The sequence below is a fragment of the Streptomyces sp. NPDC001407 genome (assembly GCF_042895325.1).
Taxonomy (GTDB): Bacteria; Actinomycetota; Actinomycetes; order Streptomycetales; family Streptomycetaceae; genus Streptomyces.
This window is the reverse complement of the sequence record NZ_JBIAWF010000032.1, coordinates 49,155-64,673: the sequence shown is the minus strand read 5'-3', so window position 1 is coordinate 64,673 and position 15,519 is coordinate 49,155. Positions and strand designations below refer to the sequence as shown.

General features: G+C 71.1%; 11 protein-coding genes and 1 rRNA gene. 9 read left to right on the top strand and 3 right to left on the bottom strand.

The annotated features are described in order from the left end of the window. Positions 1–76: ribosomal RNA gene (rrf, locus tag ACFY1P_RS31685) — 5S ribosomal RNA — on the top strand; the annotation flags it as partial. Positions 77–211: 135 nt separating this feature from the next. Here the strand turns inward: rrf and ACFY1P_RS31680 are convergent. Then, a complete protein-coding gene (locus tag ACFY1P_RS31680) occupies positions 212–1,462 on the bottom strand; it encodes a hypothetical protein (RefSeq protein WP_390752569.1) in 1,251 nt (416 codons plus the stop codon). A 186-nt stretch (positions 1,463–1,648) separates the two neighbouring features. Between ACFY1P_RS31680 and mtnA the strand changes: the two genes are divergently transcribed. The 7 genes from mtnA to ACFY1P_RS31645 all read left to right on the top strand — a co-directional run bounded on the left by mtnA (position 1,649) and on the right by ACFY1P_RS31645 (position 10,434). After that, positions 1,649–2,818 (top strand): S-methyl-5-thioribose-1-phosphate isomerase, encoded by a 1,170-nt coding sequence (gene mtnA / locus ACFY1P_RS31675; RefSeq protein WP_361525342.1) that lies wholly within the window; start codon positions 1,649–1,651, stop codon positions 2,816–2,818. A 129-nt stretch (positions 2,819–2,947) separates the two neighbouring features. After that, complete coding sequence (mtrA, locus tag ACFY1P_RS31670) at positions 2,948–3,625, top strand: two-component system response regulator MtrA (RefSeq protein ID WP_361525340.1); 678 nt, start codon at positions 2,948–2,950, stop codon at positions 3,623–3,625. A 1-nt stretch (position 3,626) separates the two neighbouring features. Beyond that, positions 3,627–5,678, top strand: a complete 2,052-nt coding sequence (mtrB, locus tag ACFY1P_RS31665; RefSeq protein WP_390752568.1) for an MtrAB system histidine kinase MtrB — start codon at positions 3,627–3,629, stop codon at positions 5,676–5,678. Further along, a complete protein-coding gene (locus tag ACFY1P_RS31660) occupies positions 5,668–7,488 on the top strand; it encodes an LpqB family beta-propeller domain-containing protein (RefSeq protein ID WP_361525335.1) in 1,821 nt (606 codons plus the stop codon). The genes mtrB and ACFY1P_RS31660 overlap by 11 nt, the downstream gene beginning before the upstream one ends. Positions 7,489–7,697: 209 nt before the next feature. Then, positions 7,698–8,513 (top strand): ComF family protein, encoded by an 816-nt coding sequence (locus ACFY1P_RS31655; protein WP_390752567.1) that lies wholly within the window; start codon positions 7,698–7,700, stop codon positions 8,511–8,513. Positions 8,514–8,762: 249 nt separating this feature from the next. After that, positions 8,763–9,452: a ribosome hibernation-promoting factor, HPF/YfiA family gene (gene hpf, locus ACFY1P_RS31650; protein ID WP_361525329.1), complete on the top strand. Its 690-nt coding sequence runs from the start codon at positions 8,763–8,765 to the stop codon at positions 9,450–9,452. A 238-nt stretch (positions 9,453–9,690) separates the two neighbouring features. Continuing rightward, positions 9,691–10,434, top strand: a complete 744-nt coding sequence (locus tag ACFY1P_RS31645) for a response regulator (protein ID WP_390752566.1) — start codon at positions 9,691–9,693, stop codon at positions 10,432–10,434. A 20-nt stretch (positions 10,435–10,454) separates the two neighbouring features. Here ACFY1P_RS31645 and ACFY1P_RS31640 read toward each other — a convergent pair whose 3' ends face one another. Together ACFY1P_RS31640 and ACFY1P_RS31635 are read right to left on the bottom strand one after the other, a co-directional pair. Further along, the gene (locus tag ACFY1P_RS31640; protein ID WP_390752565.1) at positions 10,455–11,669 is read right to left on the bottom strand and encodes a winged helix-turn-helix domain-containing protein; all 1,215 of its coding nucleotides are present in this window, start codon (positions 11,667–11,669) and stop codon (positions 10,455–10,457) included. 42 nt (positions 11,670–11,711) lie between these two features. Next, on the bottom strand, positions 11,712–12,344 hold the full coding sequence (locus ACFY1P_RS31635) for a GNAT family N-acetyltransferase (RefSeq protein WP_361525323.1): 633 nt from the start codon (positions 12,342–12,344) through the stop codon (positions 11,712–11,714). Positions 12,345–12,623: 279 nt separating this feature from the next. On the opposite strand from ACFY1P_RS31635, the gene secA reads away from it, so the two are divergent. After that, entirely contained in the window at positions 12,624–15,449 is a 2,826-nt protein-coding gene (secA, locus tag ACFY1P_RS31630) for a preprotein translocase subunit SecA (RefSeq protein WP_361525320.1), read from the top strand. The last annotated feature ends 70 nt before the right edge of the window (positions 15,450–15,519 follow it).

The window sequence follows — 15,519 nt, the reverse complement described above, 5'->3', positions numbered from 1 at the left end:
GAACCCGGAAGCTAAGCCTTTCAGCGCCGATGGTACTGCATGGGGGACCGTGTGGGAGAGTAGGACGCCGCCGAACAAATTTTAGCCTCAGGCCCTGGGTCATAGACCCGGGGCCTGAGGCATTTTTGCGTTCACCACCAATTCCCGCAAAAGACCGGGAAATGCGTCGGCCCCGGGATCAACGGATCCCGGGGCCAACGCATTCAATGAATTACTTGCCCGCACTCGCGGCGCGTACGAGTTCCAGGTCGAGGGACTCACGGCGGATGCGCTGGTCGGTATAGAGCAGCGCGGTGACCGCGGCCGTGACCGGGAAAGCCAGAGTGGAGCTGATGACCGCGCCGATGCCGGCGACGATGAGCGTCGGCCAGCTGGTGACGTCACTGTCGGAGCCGCCCGACACGATCGACTCGACGACGCCCATCGGCATCTGCGCGATCATGGAGACCACAAAGGTGAGGGCCACGGCGAGGAGCTGTACGCCGAAGACGCGCCACCAGGCCCCGCGCACCAGCTTCGCCGAGCGGCGCATGCTCGCGACGACGCCCTGCTTCTCCAGCATCAGCGCCGGCACCGCCAGGCTGTAGCGGATCCACAGCCAGACGCCGGCCGCCACCGATCCCAGTCCGCCCAGCAGCGCGAGCGCGGCGCCCGCCGACTCCGCGCCCGCCGCGGCGACCAGCAGCCCGAGGGCCAGCCCCACGGTGAGGACCGCGCAGACCATCAGCGGCAGCAGCACCAACAGGCCGCACAACCGGCCCAGTTGGGGCCGTGCGCTCCGCCAGGCCTCGCCGATCGAGGTCGTACGCCCCAGGATCGCGTGGCTGACCATGACCATCAGCATGCCGGTGGCGATGATCGAGCCGATCAGGCCGATCGCCCAGGCGATGCCCACGCCGCCCAGGCTCCTGCCTATGGCGTCCAGGAGTTGCCGGGGTGACACGGTCTCGGAGTCGGCGAGCGACTGGAGGTCCGGGGTGTTCCGGAACCACAGGCCGGTGACCACGGTCGCCACCGCCTGGGTGCCCACCGCGAGGGCGAACGAGATCCCCAGGGCCGTACGCCACTGGACGCGTACCGTCCGGATGGCCGCGTCGATGATCTCGCCGACGCCGAGCGGCCGCAGCGGGATCACGCCGGGCTGGGGGGCCTGCGCCGGAGGAGTCCAGTTCCCCCAGCCGCCCCTGGCGGCCGCCTGCGGTCCCCAGCCCTGGGGATCGGGGCGCTGCGGGCCGGGGTTGGACCGGGCGCGCTCGCGGGTGGTGCGGCGGGTCTGCGGGGGGACCGCGGAGGGCGTGGACCACTGGCCTGCGGGCGGCTGCTCGGGGGCCCACTGCGAGGAGCGTGCGTCCTCGCCGGTGCCGGACGCCTGGTCCGCGGGGGTGGGCTCCTCCGGCGCGGCCGGGGGCCGCTCCTCGGAGGGGGAGGGTCCGGGCGAGTTCCGGCCCGGAGTGTCGTTCATGTGTCTGTCGCTCCTTCTCGGTACCCGTCCGCCGGTGCGGCTCCGGGCCTTGCCCGGCAATCGTGTCACGGTGCCCGGACGGCCGGCCGTGCTCGCGACCGGGCCGGGGGCGGGGAGGGGGCTCGTACGGGGGAGGAATGGAAAGGGGACCTTCAATAGTCGCCTCCCGCCGGGCAGACTGGGCAGATGGCTGATCACTTCGTGGCACCCGTGGATCCCGTCGGATGTCCCCTCTCGCCCGCCTTGCGGTGGGACGAGCTGCCGGAGGGGCCCGTGGTCGTGCTCCTCGACCAACGCAGGCTCCCGGCCGAGGAGGTGGAGCTGCTGTGCACGGACGTGCCCGCGCTGGTGGAGGCGATACGCACGCTCGCGGTGCGGGGTGCGCCGCTGCTCGGGGTCGCCGGCGCGTACGGCGTGGCACTCGCCGCGGCCCGGGGCTTCGACGTGGACGACGCCGCCCAGCTGCTGGCCCACGCGCGCCCGACGGCCGTCAACCTCGCGTACGGGGTGCGGCGGGCGGCCACCGCGTACGAGGAGGCGCTCAAGGGGGGTGCGGACGGGCGGCAGGCCGCAGCGGCCGCGCTCGCCGAGGCCCGTGCCCTGCACCAGGAGGACGCCGAGGCCAGCGCGCGCATGGCGGCCCACGGGCTGACGCTGCTGGACGAGCTGCTGCCGGGCGGCGGCTATCGCCTCCTCACCCACTGCAACACGGGCGTCCTGGTCTCCGGAGGCGGCGGTACCGCCTTCGCGGTGGCCTCCGCCGCCCATGGTGTGGGACAGCTGAGGCGCCTGTGGGTGGACGAGACCCGCCCGCTGTTGCAGGGCGCGCGGCTCACGGCGTACGAGGCGGCGCGCGCCGGCATGGCGTACACCCTGCTCACCGACAACGCGGCGGGGTCGCTCTTCGCGGCGGGCGAGGTGGACGCCGTCCTGATCGGGGCGGACCGGATAGCCGCCGACGGTTCGGTGGCGAACAAGGTGGGCAGCTATCCGCTGGCCGTGCTGGCCCGCTATCACCATGTGCCGTTCATCGTCGTGGCACCGACCACCACGGTGGACCTGGGAACGCCGGAGGGTGCCGCGATCGAGGTGGAGCAGCGGCCGGGGCACGAGGTCACGGAGTTCTCCGCGCCCGCGGTGGCGGGCATGACGGCGGAACCCGGGGCGGGCGTCCCCGCGGCGCCGCTGGGCACCCAGGCGTACAACCCCGCGTTCGACGTCACACCGCCCGAGCTGGTGACCGCCCTCGTCACGGAGAACGGGGTCCTCTCGCCGGTCACCCGGGCGGGGCTGGCCGAGCTGTGCGCCGGGCGGGGAAAGGGAAAGGCCACGGGCGGGGCCGGATTTCCCGCATGATTTGCACCGCCGCCGAAGAGGGCCGATGATCTCCGAGGTCAACGGGACACACCGAAGAATGCCATTCACCACAGGTGAGCTGAGTCACCCGGCTCTATGGACCGGATGCGAAAATGGGATGATGTCGATATGAAGGGACGCGTCCTTGTCGTCGACGACGACACCGCACTGGCCGAGATGCTCGGCATTGTGCTGCGTGGTGAGGGTTTCGAGCCGTCGTTCGTAGCGGACGGCGACAAGGCACTTGCTGCTTTTCGTGAGGTAAAACCGGATCTTGTGCTGCTCGACCTGATGCTTCCCGGTCGGGACGGCATCGAGGTGTGCAGGCTCATCCGGGCGGAGTCCGGTGTGCCGATCGTGATGCTGACGGCGAAGAGCGACACGGTCGATGTGGTGGTCGGGCTGGAGTCCGGCGCCGACGACTACATCGTCAAGCCGTTCAAGCCGAAGGAGCTGGTGGCCCGCATCCGGGCCCGTCTGCGCAGGTCCGAGGAGCCGGCGCCGGAGCAGCTGACGATCGGTGACCTGGTCATCGACGTGGCCGGGCACTCGGTCAAGCGCGAGGGGCAGTCCATCGCGCTGACCCCGCTGGAGTTCGATCTGCTGGTGGCGCTGGCCCGCAAGCCCTGGCAGGTGTTCACCCGCGAGGTGCTCCTGGAGCAGGTGTGGGGCTACCGCCACGCGGCGGACACGCGCCTGGTGAACGTGCACGTGCAGCGGCTGCGCTCCAAGGTCGAGAAGGACCCGGAGCGGCCGGAGATCGTGGTGACCGTCCGCGGCGTGGGCTACAAGGCCGGGCCGAGCTGACATGTCGGGCAACGGTGCCGCCCCGGAGTGGGGCGCGGGGCGGCCCGTCGAGACGGCGGGCGGCATATCTCTCTTCCGGCGGCTGTGGCGCGGCGGAAGGCTGCTGCCCGACGGTGCGGCCGCGGGGCCGGTCCATCCGGTGCTGCGGCTGTACGTGCGCTGGGTGCGGCGCCCGCTGCTGCCCGCGATGCGGCTGTGGCGGCGGAACATCCAGCTGCGGGTGGTCGCCACCACCCTGCTGATGTCGGTGGGCGTGGTGCTGCTGCTCGGCCTCGTCGTCATCGGGCAGGTGCGCAACGGCCTGCTGGAGGCCAAGCGGCACGCCTCGCAGAGCCAGGCGGAGGGCGGCTTCAAGGCCGCGCGCGACTTCGCGGACGGCACCGACAACCGCGGTCAGGACACCTCGCAGGCCGGCGTGCGGGGCATGGACTCCGGCACCTGGCTGACGACCTTGGTGCAGCAGCTCTCCAGTGGCGGCCAGGGCGTCTATCACGTGGTGGCGCTCAGCGCGGACCCCAGTGACACCGCCGTGGGCGCCCGCGGCCCGCGTGCCTCCGGGGACATCGACCCCGAGCACAGCGTCCCCGCAGACCTGCGCAAGCAGCTGAACAACCAGACGGGCGCGCTGGAGCGCTCCGCGTCGATCAAGCACAGCGCCTCGGACGAGGGCGAGCCCGCGCTGGTGGTCGGCAAGCGGCTCTACGACAACAACAACAAGCCGTACCAGCTCTACTACCTCTTCCCGTACACGCAGGAGGAGAAGTCGCTGACCCTGGTCAAGACCACGCTGGCGACCGCCGGGGTGTTCGTGGTGGTGCTGCTGGGTGCCATCGCGTGGCTGGTGGTGCGGCAGATCGTCACGCCCGTACGGATGGCGGCCGGGATCTCCGAGCGGCTCGCGGCGGGTGTGCTCCAGGAGCGGATGAAGGTCACCGGCGAGGACGACATCGCCCGTCTGGGTGAGGCCTTCAACAAGATGGCACAGAACCTCCAGGTGAAGATCCAGCAGCTGGAGCAGCTGTCCCGGATGCAGCGCCGCTTCGTGTCCGACGTCTCCCATGAGCTGCGCACGCCGCTGACGACCGTGCGGATGGCGGCGGAGGTCATCCACGAGGCGCGTGACGACTTCGACCCGGTCACCGCACGCTCGGCGGAGCTGCTGTTCGGGCAGGTCGACCGCTTCGAGTCGCTGCTGTCCGACCTGCTGGAGATCAGCCGGTTCGACGCGGGCGCGGCCGCTCTGGAGGCCGAGCCCATCGACCTGCGGGATGTGGTGAACCGGGTGGTCGACGGTGCCCTGCCGCTGGCGGAGCGCAAGGGCAGCAAGCTGCTCGTCCGCGGCGACGAACAGCCGGTGATCGCGGAGTCCGACGCGCGGCGCGTGGAGCGCGTACTGCGGAACCTCGTGGTCAACGCCGTCGAGCACGGCGAGGGCCGGGACGTGGTGATACGGCTCGCGGCGGCGGGCGGCGCGGTCGCGGTCGCGGTGCGCGACTACGGCGTGGGGCTCAAGCCGGGCGAGGCGACGCGCGTCTTCAACCGCTTCTGGCGGGCCGACCCGGCGCGGGCCCGTACGACCGGGGGCACCGGTCTCGGCCTGTCGATCGCGGTGGAGGACGCCCGGCTGCACGGCGGCTGGCTCCAGGCGTGGGGCGAGCCGGGCGGCGGTTCGCAGTTCCGGCTGACGCTGCCGAGCACGGCCGGGGACACGCTGCGCGGCTCGCCGATCCCGCTGGAGCCCGATGACTCGCGGCGCAACCGCGGTCTGAACGAGGCCGGGGTGCCGCTGGGCGTCTCCGGCCGCGGCGGGGCCGTACCGGCGCAGCCCGGTCCGCAGGGCCCGGGGCACGCGCCCGTACCCGCGCAGACGCGGAGCACGCCGACCGTCGACCCGGCGGCGCTGCCGGGCAGCGGGTCGCGGGTGGTGGCCCGGCAGGGCGGTGCGGCGCCGTACGACAAGGGCGGCACGGACTCCCCGGACTCTTCGGGCAAGGACATGAAGGGCGAGGCCGGGGCCGGTACGGGACGTGAGGGGCAGGCGCGTGGGCGCTGAACGCGGACGCCGCAGGCGGCTCGCAGGTCTCGCCGCGCTGGCGGCCGGTGGCCTGCTGCTGGCCGGCTGTGCGTCGATGCCGGACAGCGGCGAGGTCACCTCGGTCGACTCCTCGCAGCGTGCCGACGCCGACTCGCAGGTGCGGGTCTACGGCGTGGCGCCGCACAAGGGCGAGCAGCCGCAGGACCTGGTGACGGGCTTCCTGGAGGCCACGACCAGCGACGACCCGGACTACGCGACAGCGCGGATGTACCTGTCGAAGAACGTGAAGCGGCAGTGGAACCCGTCCGAGGGGACGACGGTGCTGTCCGAGCCGCCGAAGGTGGACGTCTCGCGCACGGGCGACCGGAAGCAGGACTTCACCATCACGCTGAACGGCAAGCAGGTCGCCCGGGTCGACGACAAGCACGCGTACAAGCCGGACGAGCGGGACTACAGCACGCAGATCCGGGTCGCGCAGGAGGACGGCGAGTGGCGCATCGACGCGCTGCCGCCGGGGCTGATTCTCGGGCTCGCGGACTTCCAGCGCATCTACCGCTCGGTCAACAAGTATTACTTCGCCGAGCTGGGGGCGAGCGGGGTGGGACAGGGCCGCAACGTGCTCGTCGCCGACCCCGTCTACCTGCGCAAGCGCATAGACCCGGTGACGTCCTCGGTGAAGGCGCTGCTGGACGGGCCGACGACCTGGCTCGATCCGGTCGCGACGACGGCCTTCCGCGAGGGCACGCAGGTGGTCGACCAGCGGCTGTCCCTGGACGATTCCAACGCCCTGAAGGTGCGGCTCGACTCCCGGGCGAACGGCACCAGCGAGGAGCAGTGCCTGCGGATGGCCGCGCAGGTCCTCTACACCGTGCAGGACCAGTCGGCCAAGGTCAGCCAGGTGACGCTGCAGCGCGAGAACGGCTCCCAGATGTGCGTGCTGCAGCGCGATCAGGCGCGGTGGTACGCACCGGACCAGACGGCGGGTCATCCGGACCGGCAGTATTTCGTGGACGCGCAGCACCGGTTGGTGAGCATCGCCGACGGCGAGGAGGAGCCGCGCCGGGTCCCGGGCCCGTTCGGCGCGGACGCCCCGGTGCAGCTGCGCTCGGTGGCGGTGTCCCGTGACGAGAAGCGGGCCGCGGGGGTGACGGCCAACGGCCAGGCGCTGTACGTCGCCGGGCTGGAGAGTGGAGCGGCGCCGGGCGATCCCCGGCTGACGGTGCGGGGCGGCGGGGCCAAGGCGGGCCTGACGGCGCCGAGTTGGGACGGGCTGGGTGACCTGTGGGTCGCGGACCAGGATCCGGACCGGCCGCGCCTGCTGCGGCTGCCGGGCGGTGCGGGTGCGCCGGAGGAGGTCCAGGTGCCCCGGCTCGACGGCGGACGGATCACCGGGCTGCGGGTGGCCGCGGACGGTGTGCGCATCGCGCTGCTGGTGACGAAGGGCGACCGGACGACGCTGAAGCTGGGGCGCGTGGAGCGGCACGGAGGCGTGGGGCGGATGACGCTGTCGGTGCAGGAACTGCGTTCCGTGGCACCGAGGTTGGAGCAGGTCGACGCGGTGTCCTGGGCGGGCGGAAGCCGCTTGCTGGTCGCGGGCAGCGAGCAGAACGGCCTTCAGCAACTGCTGTACGTCGATACCGACGGCTCCCTCTCGAACGCCTCGGCGCTGCCGGGCATCACGGGGGTGCGCGGGATCGCCGCCGCGGAGAACGCGGCCAAGGCGCCGACGCTGGTCGCGGAGCGCGACGGCGGGATCGTACGGCTGCTCCAGGACACCAACTGGAAGCTGGTGACCAAGGAGGGCTCGGCGCCGGTCTATCCGGGGTAGCGGGGCGGCGGGGGTTCTTGCCCGCTGCGCTCGGGGCGCTGCCTTGAGCGTGGCCGGCTGCGCGATGTGCTGCGCTCCGTGCTGCCCTCCGTGACGCGGCCTGTGGGGTCAGTGGGGCTTCCGGGGCCCGCCCAGGAGTTGTCCACAGCCGCGGCCGGGAGTTTTCCACAGGGGTGGCAGGGCTCGCCGCAGGGCGGGACAGTAGGTCCATGCGCAGGTGGTGGCAGGAGATCACCGGCCTGGTGCTGCCGGCCGACTGCGCGGGGTGCGGCCGGTGGCGGACGGTGCTGTGCGAGGAGTGCCGCGCGGCGCTGAGCGGGTCCCGGGCACGCCGGGTGTGGCCGGACCCGGTGCCGGCCGGGCTGCCGCCCGTGCACGCGGCGGCGCGGTACGGCGACAGGGTGCGATCGGTGCTGCTCGCGCACAAGGAACGGGGCGCGCTGGCGCTGGCGGGCCCGCTGGGGACCGCGCTGGCGGGGGCGGTGCGTTCGGTCGTGGAGGGGGCGGACGGGGGCGAGGGGGAGGTGGGGAGGGGCGGGGGAGGCCCCCTGCTGCTCGTTCCCGTCCCCTCCGCGCGGCATGCCGTCGCCGCCCGGGGGCACGATCCGGGGCGGCGGATCGCTCTCGCGGCCGCGGGTGCGCTGCGGCGGGCCGGGCTTTCCGTGCGGACGGCGGCGGTGCTGCGGCAGCGCAGGGCCGTCGCGGATCAGGCGGGTCTCGATGCCCGGGAGCGGCGGGCGAATGTGTCCGACGCATTGGGGGTACTCAAGGGGGCAGAGGGGCTGTTGCGCCAGAAGGGCCCGGTGGTGCTGGTGGATGACCTGATGACGACGGGAGCGTCGCTGAGCGAGGCCGCGCGGGCCGTCTCCCTGGCCGGCGGGCGGCTCCTCGGAGCGGCCGTGGTCGCCACTGTCGAGCGTACGCCCGCGGAGCCCGCGCCGCTCATAAACGGAACCCACGGGGAACGCCACTCGTTGAAGAGGGAAACGGCGGGAAAACACCTGAATGGGGGTACGCCCCGGTAGGGGCTACCGACAGGCGTCCGGGCGAGATATGTTCGGTTGTGAGGAATGGCAAGGGCTATGCCTCATATCTCCGAATGGCGCTTTTCCTGCGCTTTCGAAGAAGCTTGAAGTCGATGGGGTGTAGATCTTGTCGATGGGGGAGGAGGAGGTGAAACCGCCGAGTCGGTGGCTCCGGGGTGTCCCCGGGGCTTGTTGCAAGAGGGATGCGCTCCGCATCTTCTGCGGGGCGATCCGGGAACGGAGTTCTGCGTGGACATCGTCGTCAAAGGCCGCAAGACCGAGGTGCCCGAGCGCTTTCGCAAGCACGTGGCCGAGAAGCTGAAGCTGGACAAGATCCAGAAGCTCGACGGCAAGGTGATCAGCCTCGACGTCGAGGTGTCCAAGGAGCCCAACCCCAGGCAGGCCGACCGCTCCGACCGGGTGGAGATCACGGTGCGTTCGCGTGGACCGGTGATCCGGGCGGAGGCGGCAGCAGCCGATCCGTACGCCGCGCTGGACCTCGCCACCAGCAAGCTCGAAGCGCGGCTGCGCAAGCAGAACGACAAGCGTCACACCCGCAGGGGCAACGGACGCATTCCCGCGAGCGATGTCGCGACGACCGTCATCGGCGCCGCGGAGCTCAACGACAACGGTGAACTCACCGTGGAGCAGGCGATGGACGGAGTCCCGGTCACCCGCATGGGATCGCTCGAGGTTCAGGGCGAAGGCCCCCTGGTGGTCCGCGAGAAGACCCACACCGCCGCTCCGATGACGCTCGACCAGGCGCTCTACGAAATGGAGTTGGTCGGCCACGACTTCTATCTGTTCGTCGACTCCGAGACCAAGCTGCCCAGTGTCGTCTACCGACGGCACGCCTACGACTACGGCGTCATCCGTCTCAACGCCGACCCGCTGTTCGAAGCGGAGCCCGGCGGGGCGGGCGGAGCCCTCGGCGGCTGAGCCGGGAGGCCCGGCAGGCGGCCGAAGCCTCTCGCGGCCCGCGTCGTAGACATCCATCCAATGGTGCCCTCGGAGCGCTCCGGCGCTCCCTGGGCACCCTGTGCGACGGCGGGAGCACCGCCCGGTTGCCCGGCATGAAATCATGACGGTCGGCCAACCACCGGCCCGCCGAAACCGGTTGGGGCGTGTGCAACCGCGAGGGACTCTGGGCCTTCAGGGGTCTTCAGGGGGAGGAACGATGGCGGACAGGTTCGGGCCGGTGCTCGTGCCCGGCGAGGACGACGACGAGAGCGCCTGCGCGGACCGGGGCGGTGCGCGCGCGGAGCCCATCAGGGTGCTGGTGGTGGACGACCACGCGCTCTTCCGCCGGGGGCTGGAGATCGTCCTCGCCCAGGAGGAGGACATCCAGGTCGTCGGCGAGGCCGGGGACGGCGCGGAGGCCGTCGACAAGGCCGCCGACCTGCTGCCCGACATCGTGCTGATGGATGTGCGCATGCCCAAGCGCGGCGGCATCGAGGCGTGCACCTCCATCAAGGAGGTGGCCCCCAGTGCAAAGATCATCATGCTGACGATCAGCGACGAGGAAGCGGATCTCTACGACGCCATCAAGGCGGGCGCGACCGGCTATCTCCTCAAGGAGATCTCCACCGACGAGGTGGCCACCGCGATCCGGGCGGTCGCCGACGGGCAGTCGCAGATCAGCCCGTCCATGGCCTCCAAGCTGCTCACCGAGTTCAAGTCGATGATCCAGCGCACGGACGAGCGCCGGCTGGTGCCGGCGCCCCGGCTCACCGACCGTGAGCTGGAGGTGCTCAAGCTCGTCGCCACGGGGATGAACAACCGTGACATCGCCAAGGAGTTGTTCATCAGCGAGAACACGGTGAAGAACCACGTGCGCAACATCCTGGAGAAGCTGCAGCTGCACTCCAGGATGGAGGCGGTGGTCTACGCGATGCGGGAGAAGATCCTGGAGATTCGCTAGGAGTGAGCCCGCTCTCCGGGTCAGGTGAGGGCCGTGATCAGGGCCGCGGCCAGCTTCGCGTCGTCGCAGCGTTCTACGCGCACCGAGTCGCAGCCCACCCACTCGGCCGCCTCGCGCAGTGCCTGTGCCATGGGTGCCACGGCCTTGGGCCCGTCGAGGGAGACCTGGCGGGCCACCAGCGTGCGGCCCTCGCGTGCCGGGTCCACCCGCCCGGCCAGCCGCCCGCCCGTCAGCAGCGGCATCGCGAAATAGCCGTGCACCCGCTTCGGCTTGGGCACATACGCCTCCAGCCGGTGCGTGAAGCCGAAGATCCGCTCCGTGCGCGGCCGGTCCCAGATCAGTGAGTCGAACGGCGAGAGCAGCGTCGTGCGGTGCCGGCCGCGCCCCTCGTCGGCCAGCGCCCCCGGATCCGCCCACGCCTGCCTGGACCACCCGGCGACCTCGACCGGCACCAGCCCCGTGGCCTCGATCACCGCGTCGACCTGCTCGCCCTTGAGGCGGTGGTAGTCCGCGAGGTCGGCCCGGGTCGCGACGCCCATCGCCGCTCCCGCCTGCGTGACCAGGCGCCGTACGCACTCCAGGTCGTCCAGGTCGTCGTGGAAGAGGTCCTTGGGGACGGCGCGCTCCGCCAGGTCGTACACCCGCTTCCAGCCGCGCCGCTCGGTGCACACCACCTCGCCCGTGTCGAGCAGCCACTCCACCGCGATCTTCGTCTCGGACCAGTCCCACCAGGGGCCGCCGTTCTTGGCGCCGCCCAACTCCGTGGCCGTCAGCGGGCCCTCCGCCGCGAGCCGGTCGCGGACGGCGGCGCAGGAGCGCTCCGGCTCCTTCATCACGTGCCAGCGGTGGCCGCGCGCCTGGAACGCCCGCCTCCGGAAGGCGAACAGCGGCCACTCCTCGATCGGCAGGAGGCACGCGGCGTGCGACCAGTATTCGAAGCCGTGCGGCGGCTCGGAAGCCGTGCCCGGCGTCCAGTAGGCGGCCTCGACCGCGCTCCGCCCGACCCCGCCCAGCCGTGCGTACGGCACCAGCTCGTGCGAGCGGGCCAGCACCGAGATCGTGTCCAGCTGCACCGCGCCCAGCCGCCGCAGCACCCCGCGCACCCCGGCCCGCCGGTCGGGGGCGCCCAGCAGCCCCTGGGACCGCAGCGCGATGCGCCGCGCCTCGTCGGCGGAGAGCCGGTGCTCGGCGCGTGGACCCTTGGCAGCGGCGGCAGTTGTCATGCTGGAGACCATGACGCCAGCGTAGATCCCGGCACTGACAACGCCCTCGAACGGTCAGGTGCGCTCGGGAAACGGCAGGTAGGGGGCCCCGGACGGCAGTCCCAGGTCCGAGGGGAGCAGCGAGCCGGTCCAGGCGTCGCGGCGGGTGCCGGCGTAGGGGATCTTCGCGCGCTGGATGCCCTCCATGCGGAAGCCCACCTTCAGGGCGACCGCGCGGGAGCCGGTGTTCCCGGCCTCCGCGTACCACTCCAGCCGCTCCACGCCCAGTTCTCCGAACGCCCAGCGGGCCACCTCGCGGGCGGCCTCCGCGGTGTAGCCCCGGCCGCGGAGCTCCTTGGCCGTCCAGTAGCCGAGTTCGGCCTGGTGCTCGGGGGAGCGCAGTTGGGCGAGCCGCACCAGGCACATCGATCCCACCAGTTGGTCCCCGTCCGGTTCGTTCTCGTCGCGGGGAAGGCCGAGGGCGGAGTCGCGGGTGAACAGGCCCCAGGTGTACATGGAGTCGTCGCGCCAGCCCGCCGGGCAGGTCTCCTCGACGAACGTCCGCGCGTCCTCGCGGGTGTAGGGGGAGGGGACGCTGGTGTAGCGCGGGATGTCCGGGTCCTGGCAGGCCGCGTGCACGGCGTCGGCGTCGGACGGGGCGAAGGGGCGCAGTGTCAGGCGCGGGGTGGCGAGGGAGAGGGGTTCCATGCGGGGAGTGTGGTCGTCGGCCGCGGTCCCGGGCGAGTGATTTTCCCTGTTGACGTCGATCGCGGGAAATGTCACAGCCCCGGCACCTTCGGGCGGTGCCGTTCGTTCACCGTGCGGGTGACACCCGGCTCAGGCCCTGACGGACCTCCCGGCGCGGCGGGGTCCTCGCTTACGATGGCCGTTGCGGCGGGGACTGTCCCGTCGTGCCCGCGCACCCTCCCCCTGCCTGCGGCGGGGGCAGCCCCAGTGCCAGGCCCGACCGGCAAGGAGTCAGCCTACGTGTCCGTCTTCGGCAAGATCATGCGTGCAGGAGAAGGCAAGATCCTGCGCAAGCTGCACCGCATCGCGGACCAGGTCAATTCCATCGAAGAGGACTTCCTCACCCTCTCCGACGCCGAGCTGCGCGCGCTGACCGACGAGTACAAGCAGCGCTTCGCCGACGGGGAGTCCCTGGACGACCTGCTCCCCGAGGCGTTCGCGACCGTCCGCGAGGCCGCCAAGCGCGTCCTCGGCCAGCGGCACTACGACGTCCAGCTGATGGGTGGCGCCGCCCTGCACCTGGGCTATGTCGCGGAGATGAAGACCGGTGAGGGCAAGACCCTCGTCGGCACCCTCCCGGCGTATCTGAACGCCCTCTCGGGCGAGGGCGTCCACCTGATCACCGTCAACGACTATCTGGCGGAGCGCGACTCCGAGCTGATGGGCCGGGTGCACAAGTTCCTCGGTCTGTCGGTCGGCTGCATCCTCGCCAACATGACGCCCGCGCAGCGCCGCGAGATGTACAACTGCGACATCACGTACGGCACGAACAACGAGTTCGGCTTCGACTATCTGCGCGACAACATGGCCTGGTCGCAGGACGAGCTGGTGCAGCGCGGGCACAACTTCGCGGTGGTCGACGAGGTCGACTCCATCCTCGTCGACGAGGCCCGTACGCCGCTGATCATCTCCGGTCCGGCCGACCAGGCCACCAAGTGGTACGGCGACTTCGCCAAGCTGGTCACCCGGCTGAAGAAGGGCGAGCCGGCCAACCCGCAGAAGGGCATCGAGGAGACCGGCGACTACGAGGTCGACGAGAAGAAGCGCACCGTCGCGATCCACGAGTCCGGTGTCTCCCGCGTCGAGGACTGGCTGGGCATCGACAATCTCTACGAGTCGGTCAACACCCCCCTCGTCGGCTATCTGAACAACGCCATCAAGGCGAAGGAACTGTTCAAGAAGGACAAGGACTACGTCGTCATCGACGGCGAGGTCATGATCGTCGACGAGCACACCGGCCGTATCCTCGCCGGCCGCCGTTACAACGAGGGCATGCACCAGGCGATCGAGGCGAAGGAAGGGGTGGACATCAAGGACGAGAACCAGACCCTGGCCACCATCACCCTCCAGAACTTCTTCCGCCTCTACAACAAGCTCTCCGGCATGACCGGTACGGCGATGACCGAGGCCGCCGAGTTCCACCAGATCTACAAGCTCGGCGTGGTGCCGATCCCGACCAACCGGCCGATGGTCCGCAAGGACCAGTCCGACCTCATCTACCGCACCGAGGTCGCCAAGTTCGACGCCGTGGTCGAGGACATCGCGGAGAAGCACGAGAAGGGCCAGCCGATCCTGGTCGGCACGACCTCCGTCGAGAAGTCGGAATACCTCTCGCAGCAGCTGGCCAAGCGCGGCATCCAGCACGAGGTGCTCAACGCCAAGCAGCACGACCGGGAGGCGACGATCGTCGCCCAGGCCGGCCGCAAGGGCGCCGTCACCGTCGCCACCAACATGGCCGGCCGTGGCACCGACATCAAGCTCGGCGGCAACCCCGACGACCTCGCCGAGGCGGAGCTGCGCCAGCGCGGCCTGGACCCGGTGGAGCACGTCGAGGAGTGGGCGGCCGCGCTGCCGGACGCCCTGGAGCGTGCCGAGGCCGCGGTGAAGGCGGAGTTCGAGGAGGTCAAGTCGCTCGGCGGGCTCTATGTCCTGGGCACCGAGCGGCACGAGTCCCGCCGCATCGACAACCAGCTGCGCGGTCGTTCCGGCCGTCAGGGCGACCCGGGCGAGTCCCGTTTCTACCTCTCGCTGGGCGACGACCTGATGCGCCTGTTCAAGGCCCAGATGGTCGAGCGCGTGATGGCCATGGCCAACGTCCCCGACGACGTGCCGATCGAGAACAAGATGGTCACCCGGGCCATCGCCTCCGCCCAGTCGCAGGTCGAGCAGCAGAACTTCGAGACGCGTAAGAACGTCCTGAAGTACGACGAGGTGCTCAACCGCCAGCGCGAGGTCATCTACGGCGAGCGCCGCCGCGTCCTGGAGGGCGAGGATCTGCACGAGCAGGTCAAGCACTTCATGGACGACACCATCGACGACTACATCCGTCAGGAGACCGTCGAGGGCTTCGCCGAGGAGTGGGACCTGGAGCGGCTGTGGGGCGCCTTCAAGCAGCTCTACCCCGTGAAGGTCACCATCGAGGAGCTGGAGGACGCCGCGGGCGACCGCGCGGGCATCACGGCGGAGTTCATCGCGGAGTCCATCAAGGACGACATCCACGAGCAGTACGCCGCCCGCGAGGAGCAGCTCGGCTCGGACATCATGCGTGAGCTGGAGCGGCGCGTGGTGCTCTCCGTCCTGGACCGCAAGTGGCGTGAGCACCTCTACGAGATGGACTACCTCCAGGAGGGCATCGGCCTGCGTGCCATGGCCCAGAAGGACCCCCTGGTGGAGTACCAGCGCGAGGGCTTCGACATGTTCCAGGCCATGATGGAGGGCATCAAGGAGGAGTCCGTCGGCTATCTGTTCAACCTGGAGGTCCAGGTCGACCAGCAGCTGGAGGAGGTCCCCGTCCAGGACCGCGGCGAGCGCCCGTCCCTGGAGAAGGAGCCGCAGGACGCCGTCGTCGCCGGTGCCCGTCCGGAGATCCGCGCCAAGGGCCTCGACGCCCCGCAGCGCCCGGACCGGCTGCACTTCTCGGCCCCCACGGTCGACGGTGAGGGCGGTGTCGTCGAGGGCGACTTCGTCGGTGACGAGGGCCCGACCCGCTCCCCGGCGGACGGCATGACTCGCGCCGAGCGGCGCAAGGCCCAGAAGAACAGCGGTGGCCGCCGCCGCAAGAAGTAACCCGGCGGGCAGCGACACGAGGCGGGGGCGGGGCACACGGTGCCCCGCCCCCGCCTCGCGCGTACTCCTG

Excerpts from the sequence above, each read along its gene's own strand:
- ACFY1P_RS31640 (WP_390752565.1), bottom strand. The coding sequence starts at position 11,669 with ATGGTCTCCAGCATGACAACTGCCGCCGCTGCCAAGGGTCCACGCGCC.
- ACFY1P_RS31680 (WP_390752569.1), bottom strand. The coding sequence starts at position 1,462 with ATGAACGACACTCCGGGCCGGAACTCGCCCGGACCCTCCCCCTCCGAG.
- ACFY1P_RS31655 (WP_390752567.1), top strand. The coding sequence starts at position 7,698 with ATGCGCAGGTGGTGGCAGGAGATCACCGGCCTGGTGCTGCCGGCCGAC.
- mtrB (WP_390752568.1), top strand. The coding sequence starts at position 3,627 with ATGTCGGGCAACGGTGCCGCCCCGGAGTGGGGCGCGGGGCGGCCCGTC.
- ACFY1P_RS31635 (WP_361525323.1), bottom strand. The coding sequence starts at position 12,344 with ATGGAACCCCTCTCCCTCGCCACCCCGCGCCTGACACTGCGCCCCTTC.
- mtrA (WP_361525340.1), top strand. The coding sequence starts at position 2,948 with ATGAAGGGACGCGTCCTTGTCGTCGACGACGACACCGCACTGGCCGAG.
- mtnA (WP_361525342.1), top strand. The coding sequence starts at position 1,649 with ATGGCTGATCACTTCGTGGCACCCGTGGATCCCGTCGGATGTCCCCTC.
- ACFY1P_RS31645 (WP_390752566.1), top strand. The coding sequence starts at position 9,691 with ATGGCGGACAGGTTCGGGCCGGTGCTCGTGCCCGGCGAGGACGACGAC.